Origin of the sequence: Dapis brunnea BLCC-M229, assembly GCF_050015995.1 — a bacterium.
In the GTDB taxonomy this organism is placed as follows: Bacteria; Cyanobacteriota; Cyanobacteriia; order Cyanobacteriales; family Microcoleaceae; genus Trichodesmium.
The window spans coordinates 1-9,997 of sequence record NZ_JBNHEP010000222.1; the positions used below are offsets into that span (position 1 = coordinate 1).

The following is a 9,997-nucleotide window of genomic DNA, read 5'->3' on the forward strand; positions in this document are numbered from 1 at the left end:
TTCCCTGTTCCCTACCTTTGCTATACAATACCGATGCTACCGGACATGATATCACAAATAGTTGCCAACTTTAAATGTTAAATAATTGGCTGAAACTATTGTATTGTAAAAGTTTTTAGTAATCTCAAATCTGACTTCTAACTTCTGAATTATGACTTCCGTGAAACGGTATAACCTTGGCATCTTTCAATATAACTAGAAGCAGTGCGATCGCCAGAATTCTCCGCCATACATTCTTCAAATAAACGCTCTGCTTCAACAAAAGACTTCTGATAATATAACAGCACTGCCCTTTCAAACTTTTCCTTAGTAGTTATTTTAGCATCTCGCAAGTCTGGTGGATCGGCAGAAAATACTTCAAATAAACCAACTGCTTCAGCTTTTCCTTTAGCTTTCACTAATCCAAGAAATCGCACTCCAACATCCGTCGCTGCACCCCTGCCATCGGTGAATCTCTCCAAGGCAAGTCTTCTGTAGATACAACAACACGTTCTTGTAAATCAGCATTCAGTTTCATAAGTTACCTCGAATAATTTATGTATAGACTAGACGTCTGAATTATCGGAGATGTCTATACTGGACAGACACAGCTAAAATGCTCCAATAAGTGTAGGTTGGGTAGAACAAAGTGAAACCCAACCTACATTTTTGGGCATCTCATGCCACTACAAATAGCTTTCGCCTTTAACTAGCTATCAGCATTTTAGCTAGCGTCCTAGGTCGGAACTGGGTTTTTTCCTGACAGAATGTTCCGCAAACATGTCGCGTAGTGTTTCATGTCGGCAATAGCCGAAAACAGCTTTTTGATCTTGGGTTAAATCCCCGGCAACCTCAAGCACCAGATGGTTTAGTCGGGGTGGAAATCCCCTCCTAAAGCTAAAAAAAGTCCTAATGCTGACCGCTGACTGCTGACTGCTAACTGTTATTTAACTCCTAAGCTTACGCTTGAGTTAAAGAATAAGGACTGGTCAACTGCTCCAATTGTGTAATCAATAAACTGAGGAACAAACCAACATCTGTCACTACACCTATAGATTCAACGGAACCACGATCGCTTAATTTAGTCACCACTGCCGGATTAATATCCACACAAACCATCTTCACTCCAGCAGGTGTCATATTCCCTACCCCAATAGAGTGCAACATAGTTGACAACATCAAAACCATGTCAGCACCTTTCAACAACTCAGCGTATTCTTCCTGGGCTTTAATCAAATCCATCTGAGTATCAGGTAGAGGTCCGTCATCACGAATTGAACCAGCTAAAACAAACGGCACATTATTCTTAACACACTCATACATCACCCCATGTGTAAGAACACCAGTCTCAACTGCTTTAGCAATACTACCACAACGCCGAATAGTATTAATAGTCTTCAGATGATGTCGGTGTCCCCCATGAACCGCAACTCCCTGTTTCATATCCACACCGAGAGAAGTTCCCATGAGTGATTGTTCAATATCGTGAACTGCTATAGCATTACCACCTAGCAACGCTTGTATATATCCCTGACCAATCAAACTTGCTAAATGTTGGCTACCCCCAGTGTGAATCACAACTGGACCTGCTGTAACTACTACTTTGCCTCCGCGATCGCGAATTTGCCGTAATTCCCAGGCTACTTGTTCAACTACTAATTCTACACGACGTTCGCTAGAAACGCCAGCAGACATAAAGCTGAACTCTTCTTGGTTTCGTTTTTCACGGGATTCTGTTTTACGGATAGTGCGAATACCTGCTACATCTACTACTACCTGTTCGCCAATTTTTACATCCCGCAGGACTTTGCATTTGGCTTGAATCTTACCTTCTACCTCAGTAATGGCGATCGCTCCATCCATCCTTTGATTTTGGACTCGTATCCACTGACCTTTAACTCTAACTTCAGTGGGATAAATAGTAGTAACATAAAAATTATCAGCAGCAACACCATTTTGTTCTACTGGCTCCAATTTAGCATCCTCAACATCTTCACTAGGAATTACTGCCCCAATGTCAATAAGCTGACTCATTATTTCTTCCATGACTTCATGGGAAGGTGCAGAAACTTTCACTTCAGCAAGGGAAGTGCTTTGACGTTGTTCTCCGAGATTAAAGTTGACAACTTTGAAACTACCACCACCTTCAACTATTAAATCTAAAGCTTGATTAATTAAGCCAGAATCAAGTAAATGTCCTTCCATCCGAACAGTACGACTTTCGACCAGCACTCTAGCTTGACGATCTGGTATAATTGGTTCGTTGACTCGAAGAGTGAGACATTTTGCTGCACCACCTGCTTTCAGGAACTCACTTAAGGGAGTTTCAATGACGTTGAAACCTGCTTCGGTAAGACCTGATTTCAAATCGTCACTAACCTTGTTCATGATGATGGTTTGATTAATATTAACTGCATTGCAGGCAAAATTAACGGCATCTGCTTCTGCTACTATAATCCTTTTTTCTGGTGGCACTCGCATTTCAATGATACGGTTGGAGTAGGAGTCGAATGCGGGTGGATAATAGAGTAAGTAACCACCAGTTAGGGGACAGAAACAGGTATCAAGGTGGTAGAAACGCTCGTCTATGAGTCGTAGGGATAGCACTTCCATGTCAAGCCATTTTGCCAGAAGTGGGTGGGAGTCGAGTTCGGAACGGAAGCCATATCCTGCCCAGAGATAACGACCTTCTCTGTCTAGGAGAGCATCCCCTGCACCTTCAAAGGGTAGGTCTTTGGGGAGTTCGTGAACAATAAAGCCTTGGTTGAGGAACCATTCTTTGAAGTGGGGTTCTTCCCCTTGACGTTCTTTGTGATAGAAACGACTAAGAACTACTGTATTTCCCAGAATTAGACCTGCATTAGCGGTAAATACCATGTCCGGCCAACCTTTTTGGGGTGGTACTAGGTCTACAATAGCGTGTTCTTTAATAATATCATGGAGTTTATACCATTGTTCGACAGAGCGATCGCGCGAGGATTTATGGATGTTGCCCTCCATCCAAGGGTTAATTACATAGTCCACATCGTAGTGGTCGGGGGCGCATAAGAGAAAGCGAATTGAATCAGTCATAATTATTACCTGGCAGATGCTATATGTATAGGTCTACTGACTTTATTTAAACCCCGTCCTTAAGGACGGGGTCTTATCAATGGAAAACCCACTCCTAAAATTATTCAGGAGCGGAATTTTAGTGTATAAAGGCTAACACTTTATATTATCACGGTAGGGACACATCTAATGCTTTTTTTTGAGGATAATTAGGGAGTAGGGAAAATAGGCCAGAGGACAAGGAACAAGCAAAAAATATTTACCGGGCTAATTAAAATAGTGCTTTATATTTGTCGTGGTAGCTAGAGGAAGTTATATCAAATCTGCCTAATTGCACATAGATCCAATTACGTTGTCATTAGAATTTAAGCCTATTGATTGTGAGGTTGTTTAACCGGATTTGATATTATCTCTCAAAAAGAGGCTATTATTAGCAAAAAGTCTACTTGAGCATAATAAACTTTTATTGGCTCATAGGAGAAAAAGTTAAATGATGGATTTTTACAAGTATCATGCACTAGGGAATGATTATATAATCATAGACCCTAATAAAACTGATATATACATTAACAAAGAAAATGTTGAAACTATATGCAGCCGGAATACTGGTCTAGGAAGCGATGGAATTTTATATGGTCCAATCTTTAACGATGGGAAAATTAAGTTAAGAATATTTAACCCTGATGGTAGTGAAGCTGAAAAAAGTGGTAATGGAATCCGTATGTTTTCTAAATATCTGGGAGATGTTGGCTATATCAAAGAACGCACTTTTTCAATATCTACTGTAGGCGGTGAAGTATCTGTAGAAATAATTAATCTCAAGGATGGATTAATTAAAGTAGATATGGGCTTAACAACTTTTCAGAGTGACTTAATTCCAGTTGCAGGAGAGCGTCGAAAAGTAATACGAGAACCTATAAAAGTAGGTGATGAATCCTTAGAAGTAACCTGCATTTCTATTGGCAATCCTCATTGCGTTATTCCTGTAACAAACATCTCACAAGAGAGAGTGCTTCAACTAGGTCCAAAAATAGAAAATCACCCAATCTTCCCCAATAGAATCAATCTACAGTTATTGCAGGTTCTTGATAGGTATAACATTCAAATAGAAATTTGGGAACGCGGTGCTGGATACACAATGGCTTCTGGCAGTAGTAGCTGTGCAGCTGCGAGCGTAGCTTACGAGTTAGGATTGGTGGAAAGAGAGGTAAAGGTATATATGCCAGGAGGTGAAATTGATATTGATATAAAGCCTAGTGGTCGTGTATACATGACTGGCGTGTCTAACGCTGTTGCTGAAGGTATGTTTTTACAAGAATTTAAAAGTATATTAATGGGAAAGTCATAATTCACTACCGCTCTTAGAAACCTACGATTATCTAGAAAATCTATGATTTTCTATAAATAATCTGTTCTATTCCTGCTTCCCACCTGGCAACGTCGGCGTTATCCAGTCCACAGACTGACACGGACGAACTGCCCGCCATAGCTAAATTTAATGCTGCATTCAAATCTCGGTCGCAGCTAAAATTGCAGTATTCGCACTTAAACACTCTTTCTGACAAAGACAGAGACTCTTTAACATTTCCACAATTAGAGCAAGTCTTAGAACTAGGAAACCATCTATCTACAACGGTGAGTTGAGAACCGTATAACTCACACTTGTACTCTAGCTGTCTGCGAAACTCGTAAAATCCCATATCAGCAACCGCCTTAGCTAGCTTGTGATTTGCCATCATTCCTGATACATTTAAGTCTTCTATTACTATTTGGCTGTGGTTTTTAGCCAAATAAGTAGTCAGTTTATGCAATGTATCTTTTCTGATGTTGGCTATCCTATTGTGTAACTGAGCTATTTTTAGCTGTGCTTTTTTCCAGTTCTTAGAAAACTTGACTTGATGCCGATTTAAGTATTGTAACCGAGAGAGTTTTGTTTCTAACTTTTTGTAAGATTTAGCCCCAACAAAAACTTCACCAGTTGATAGTGTAGCCAGTGATTTCACACCCAAATCCACACCAACTACATCAACTAATTTTTCAGTGACTTGAGGTTCTGTTTCTATCTTGAAGCTAATGAACCAGCGACCCGCTTTTTTAGTTATAGTTACAGACTTAGCAGTAACATTATCTGGCAAGACTTCAAAAGTTTTTATCCATCCAATTCGGGGCAGTTTTATATGATTAAAACCTAATGATATTGAACCATCTAAAGTGAAGCTATCATCTCTACCTTTTTTCTTGAATTTAGGTATTCCCGACACTTTGCTAAAACAACGCTTCCAAGCAAGGGATAAATATCTCAAAGCATACTGAGGTGCTGTTTTAGATACTTCGTAGTACCAAAAGTTTTGGGGTTTGACCATTGCTACCAGAAGCTTATGTAAGTCAATTGCACTGGGGAATTTAAGTTTATCCCTTGCAGGATTATGGGAGTTATGATTAAGGATATTTTTAGTCAACCATAATCCCCAATTCCAAGCGTGGCGAGCTACACCAGCGTGTTTGGCCAGTATTGTCTTTTGTTTATTATTTGGGTGTAGTTCGGTTTTAAATCCTAGTAGCATGAAAAAGATAATCTCAGATTTTTATAGATAAAACCAGATTTTAGCCAACAGTTACAAGCCCTAAAGACACCTGTATCAAGGGCCAGCTTTGAACATATGGTGGTCAAAAAAGTAGTTATGACACCCGAATGCGTATTTTTAACTGTTAAGCATGAGGAGCTTCTCAAGTGGCACTTAGGGATCTAGGTTGGCTATAGATTGAATGTTGCCCAGCGGACAGCATTGAATTCAGCAACTCCTGTTGCGGGATTTTTATAGAAAAGCAAATAACACCAGATCCGGTTATGACAAGCTAGTTTTTCCAAATCCTTCTAACCCTTCTGCCTCCAGCATAAATGCCTTACTTTTCTAATAAACCTCCCTTGACAATGTATTATTGTTATCGCTTGGAACGTCAAGAATTGTGTCAGTTTATTGAATACATGAGCCGTACTATCAAGCTGAGAATTCCTGAGATAGGGCAAAATTTAGGAAAGGATCGAAGTCGGTTAGAAGTTGGTTTAGAGTTTTTCTGAAATCTTGCGGAAGAACCAGAGAGCATCGTTACTATAGTAATCTATCAATGTGTGGCTAAACGCTTCTAGTGATGTCTAAGGGAAGGGGGTTCGGGACTAAAAATGGCTCCACTGGCATAAGCTAACTGGAGAATTACAGAGGTAATGAGCCAATAAACTGGTGCAATAAGTGTAGGTTTAGTTGACCTATAAAACTCAACAATAATAAAGCTTTGTTAGGTTTCACTTAGTTCCAGAAAGACCTACATGATCTAATTACACCAATGCTACCGGATTTGATATAACTTATAACTTTATTAACTCCACCTTGAATTGGTGAAATGTTTTTGGAGGGTTGCTCTAACCCCCGCTACAAAAATAACTTCTGACTTCTGACTTCTGACTTCGTTAAGTCTATGCTTCTTCCGCCGCCTGCTGTATTAACTTTCGAGCCACAGTTTGAGTACCTGTATGTTGAAAGTAATTTGTAGCCTTATCTAGAAATGCAGCTACAAAGTCTAAACTATCATCAGAAAATTCTATAAAGCCACCAATACTGTCAAAAATACCTTCTGGTGTTAGACCAACAGAACCAATCAAGTTATCCATCCATCCCTGAACTGCTCCGAAAGTATTAGCAATAAAGCCGAATTTGTCATCTCCTGGAATAGAATCGCTAATAGCTCCAAAAGCAGCATTTTGTGCTAAAGCGCCTTCACCTTCTTGGTCAAGGGTATCTTGTACTTTTTGCAGAAAGTCTGGACCAAGAGGCAGCAAACCATCAAGAGAAACCAAGGCAGCCATTCGCATTAGAGATGGACCTCTATACTCTTCACTTAAGTTTGTGACAAATTCTCCTGGGTCAAGAATAGGCAGGCCATTGAGTTTACTATAGGCTATCAATTCTGCTACAATTTTCAGACAGAGGTCAACAGATTGAGTTGTGTCAGCTTTGGGAGTTATGCGGTTTAGAAAGCCAAGAAGGCCGATTTTTTCCCCTATTTTGTTGGCCATCGCTGCTGTACCAAGGGCACCATCTAAATTATCAACTAAGTTGTAATACCACATAGCTCCCTGGTATCCATTATCCCGGTCATTGTATAGTTCTAGCGCTTTGTTGCCGATATCTAGAATTCTGTTTGCATCAGACTTGCCTGTAATTACTTCAATAGTTTGGTTAAAACCTACTACGTTTTCCCATTCTCCCGGAACTACAAAATCTAGAGCATTGAGTGTTTTTACAGTTAAATTATCACTAGGTAATTCATTCAGTAATTCAATAATTGAATCGCTCACTTTTGACTCCTTTTTTTTGTTAGTAGTTTACGTTTTAGCTCTTCATTATTATTGATTGTATCTGTGTATTGTCATCAAAGTTTTTTTGATACAATTCTTAGCATTATGAGATTATTTGATTAATTTAGACAGAGTAAATTTTACCTGTTTTTTTTGAGACAAGATAAATTTAAGCACAGTTACAGGTATTTTTCTTTGTTTATCTTTAAGTTATTATTTCTATATTTTCAGATAGAAAATTATGGTTTTTATTAAAGCTTAACTACTTTTGATATGGGAAATTAAAAATGCTAGGGATTTCGCGGTAGAGGTATAACTCTCGATCATCCGCTATCGTCCCTGGCAATAATTATTTGATTAAATTTAACAATGTCTCAAATAACGAGCATACACATAACCATAACAAGGATATGAAATTTTTGCCCAACCATCATGGTAACCAATAACACGGACACGGTTACCTCGATGTAATACGTTTATAACCCTACCCCAAGGATATGTTCTCACCCGCAAATTTTTGTAATGAGTTGCTACTCGACGACACTTACCATAGGACCTGCGATGATACCGGTGAGCGAGTTTATCTTCACCTTCAGTTTCAGTGGGAAGTGTAGTTAGTGACTCATCAACAATGGGAGCCTTTTGAGATGATACTGCTGCTATAGAAGTAAGACCGATACCAGAAACAGCAGCAATAGATAATATTGTACTCATTGCTACAGATTTTGTCCAAGTCATCATCTGTTTCATTTTATATTCCTCAATTATGATTTCATAACCCCTGATATCCTATTTATCCTCTCAGAAAAGATTGCCTAAGACAAGACATTTAATATTAATTTTATTTAATCAAATATTGTTATCTGTCCACTGAGCAAACTATTCTATTTGGAGCCTGTTCTCTATGTTTTTTGTCCCTATTTTAGTCATGGTTTACCCAAAGAAATGATTTAGCAATGAACCACTATTTTATGTATAATAATTCTCCTATTAATGAGGTAAAGTATTTTTTTCTCTCCCCCTATTCTCAGATCCGGTTTTCCCTAAAATCCGAAACTTTTTTCTCTCACCCAATTTGAGAAACGTTACATCTCAATTAAGACAGATACAGCTCTAAAATTGCCATTAAAATATTGACATTAAACTTATAGTATGATAAGCACAGAAAAGAGTAATTCTTGCTCATCACTCTATTTTTATTCCCTAGTCAAAAATTTTTATGTCATCTAATCAAAAAATTTACGAAGGTAAAGCTAAAATTCTCTATACTACTGACGACCCAGAAATATTGCTGACTTATTTTAAAGATGATGCTACAGCCTTTAATGCTCAAAAAAAAGGCACAATAACAGGGAAAGGTAAGATTAACTGTACCATTTCCAGTTATATATTTAAGTTACTAGAAGCCCAGAGTATACCTACTCATTTTATTGATTGTCCCGCATCAGATAAAATGCGAGTTCAAAGAGTAACAATTTTACCTATAGAAGTTATTGTGAGAAATATTGCTGCTGGTAGTCTTTGCCGACAAACTGGATTAACAGAAGGAACTATCTTGAAATTTCCCTTGGTAGAATATTGTTACAAAAATGATAGTCTGCAAGACCCACTTCTGACACGCGATCGCCTCTTGCTACTAGAATTAGCTACCCCAGAACAATTAGAGCAAATACGAACCTTTGCGGTGAAAATTAATGATATTCTGATAAATTTCTTTAACCAATGCCAAATTACTCTTGTGGACTTCAAAATCGAATTTGGCCTAGATAAGCATAAAAATTTGATTCTAGCAGATGAAATAAGTCCAGATAGCTGCCGACTTTGGGACCAATCTCAAACAGACCCAAACCAGCGAGTTATGGACAAAGACCGATTCCGTCGGGATCTTGGTAACGTAGAAACCGCGTATCAACAAGTCCTAGAAAGGATTTTAGCTCATAAAGGTTGAGATACCCGTCAATAGTGTACAATTTTACGGTTTGTATGAAAATTTCACTGGTGTGTGGATTGTACGGGATAGTAATGATATGCGCTTGTCTCCGTTTTTGGTGGCCATTTTTGCTGCTTCAACAACTTTTGGGATCTCAAAGTCTGCTAATGCTCAAATATCAGAAACTGATATAGATACTGATTTTATTTCTCTATCAATTAGTTCAAAAACAGAATTTTCTCAACTTTCTTCTGCCAAATCTTTTTTAGAGTTAGGGTCTAGTTTCTCTTCACAACTATTATTTGGTAGTAGCAAGAGTTTGTTTAGTAAATCTTGGTCGGAAGCAGAAGTCAAGTTAGAATTTTATGGTTTATTAAAGGTTAAAGAAGTTACAAAATCATCTTCTGTTTCTAAAAAAGGGTTGGCTCAATTTTTGGCTTTAGATGTTTTGGAAAAGACGGAAATTCCTCAACTAACCCTAATTAATAAATCAGGAGAAACTAAATCTGAAACTTTAGTAAATAAACAATTTGCTGCTACTATTCCCACTACAGAAATAGTTGATGATGAGACTCAAAATTCTCAGACTGTAGTTTGGGCAAAATCAACAGAAACTAAATCAGAACCATTAGTAAATAAACAATTTGCTGCTACTATTCCCACTACAGAAATAGTTGATGATG

At 38.2% G+C, this 9,997-nt stretch carries 9 protein-coding genes; 4 read left to right on the forward strand and 5 right to left on the reverse strand.

Annotated elements, in window-relative coordinates; all coding sequences use genetic code 11:
• Window positions 1-149 precede the first annotated feature (149 nt).
• Both ACP6PM_RS24415 and argZ read right to left on the reverse strand, forming a co-directional pair.
• Complete coding sequence (locus ACP6PM_RS24415) at window positions 150-416, reverse strand: hypothetical protein (RefSeq protein ID WP_426589250.1); 267 nt, start codon at window positions 414-416, stop codon at window positions 150-152.
• 523 nt (window positions 417-939) lie between these two features.
• On the reverse strand, window positions 940-3,051 hold the full coding sequence (argZ, locus tag ACP6PM_RS24420; RefSeq protein WP_426589252.1) for a bifunctional arginine dihydrolase/ornithine cyclodeaminase: 2,112 nt from the start codon (window positions 3,049-3,051) through the stop codon (window positions 940-942).
• A 469-nt stretch (window positions 3,052-3,520) separates the two neighbouring features.
• Here argZ and dapF point away from each other — a divergent pair, with 469 nt between their 5' ends.
• Window positions 3,521-4,378: a diaminopimelate epimerase gene (gene dapF / locus ACP6PM_RS24425; protein ID WP_426589254.1), complete on the forward strand. Its 858-nt coding sequence runs from the start codon at window positions 3,521-3,523 to the stop codon at window positions 4,376-4,378.
• Between the two features lie 40 nt (window positions 4,379-4,418).
• Here the strand turns inward: dapF and ACP6PM_RS24430 are convergent, their stop codons facing one another.
• Window positions 4,419-5,594: an RNA-guided endonuclease InsQ/TnpB family protein gene (locus tag ACP6PM_RS24430; RefSeq protein ID WP_426589256.1), complete on the reverse strand. Its 1,176-nt coding sequence runs from the start codon at window positions 5,592-5,594 to the stop codon at window positions 4,419-4,421.
• Window positions 5,595-5,929: 335 nt separating this feature from the next.
• Between ACP6PM_RS24430 and ACP6PM_RS24435 the strand changes: the two genes are divergently transcribed.
• A complete protein-coding gene (locus ACP6PM_RS24435; RefSeq protein WP_426589258.1) occupies window positions 5,930-6,109 on the forward strand; it encodes a hypothetical protein in 180 nt (59 codons plus the stop codon).
• Window positions 6,110-6,502: 393 nt separating this feature from the next.
• On the opposite strand, the gene ACP6PM_RS24440 is transcribed toward ACP6PM_RS24435, so the two are convergent.
• Together ACP6PM_RS24440 and ACP6PM_RS24445 are read right to left on the reverse strand one after the other, a co-directional pair.
• On the reverse strand, window positions 6,503-7,384 hold the full coding sequence (locus tag ACP6PM_RS24440) for a hypothetical protein (RefSeq protein ID WP_426589260.1): 882 nt from the start codon (window positions 7,382-7,384) through the stop codon (window positions 6,503-6,505).
• Window positions 7,385-7,747: 363 nt separating this feature from the next.
• Window positions 7,748-8,134 (reverse strand): SH3 domain-containing protein, encoded by a 387-nt coding sequence (locus ACP6PM_RS24445; protein WP_426589261.1) that lies wholly within the window; start codon window positions 8,132-8,134, stop codon window positions 7,748-7,750.
• Between the two features lie 469 nt (window positions 8,135-8,603).
• Between ACP6PM_RS24445 and purC the strand changes: the two genes are divergently transcribed.
• Both purC and ACP6PM_RS24455 read left to right on the forward strand, forming a co-directional pair.
• Window positions 8,604-9,332, forward strand: coding sequence for a phosphoribosylaminoimidazolesuccinocarboxamide synthase (gene purC / locus ACP6PM_RS24450; protein WP_426589263.1), 729 nt, complete (start codon window positions 8,604-8,606; stop codon window positions 9,330-9,332).
• Between the two features lie 52 nt (window positions 9,333-9,384).
• On the forward strand, window positions 9,385-9,997 hold a 613-nt coding region (locus ACP6PM_RS24455; RefSeq protein WP_426589265.1), incomplete at its 3' end, for a hypothetical protein.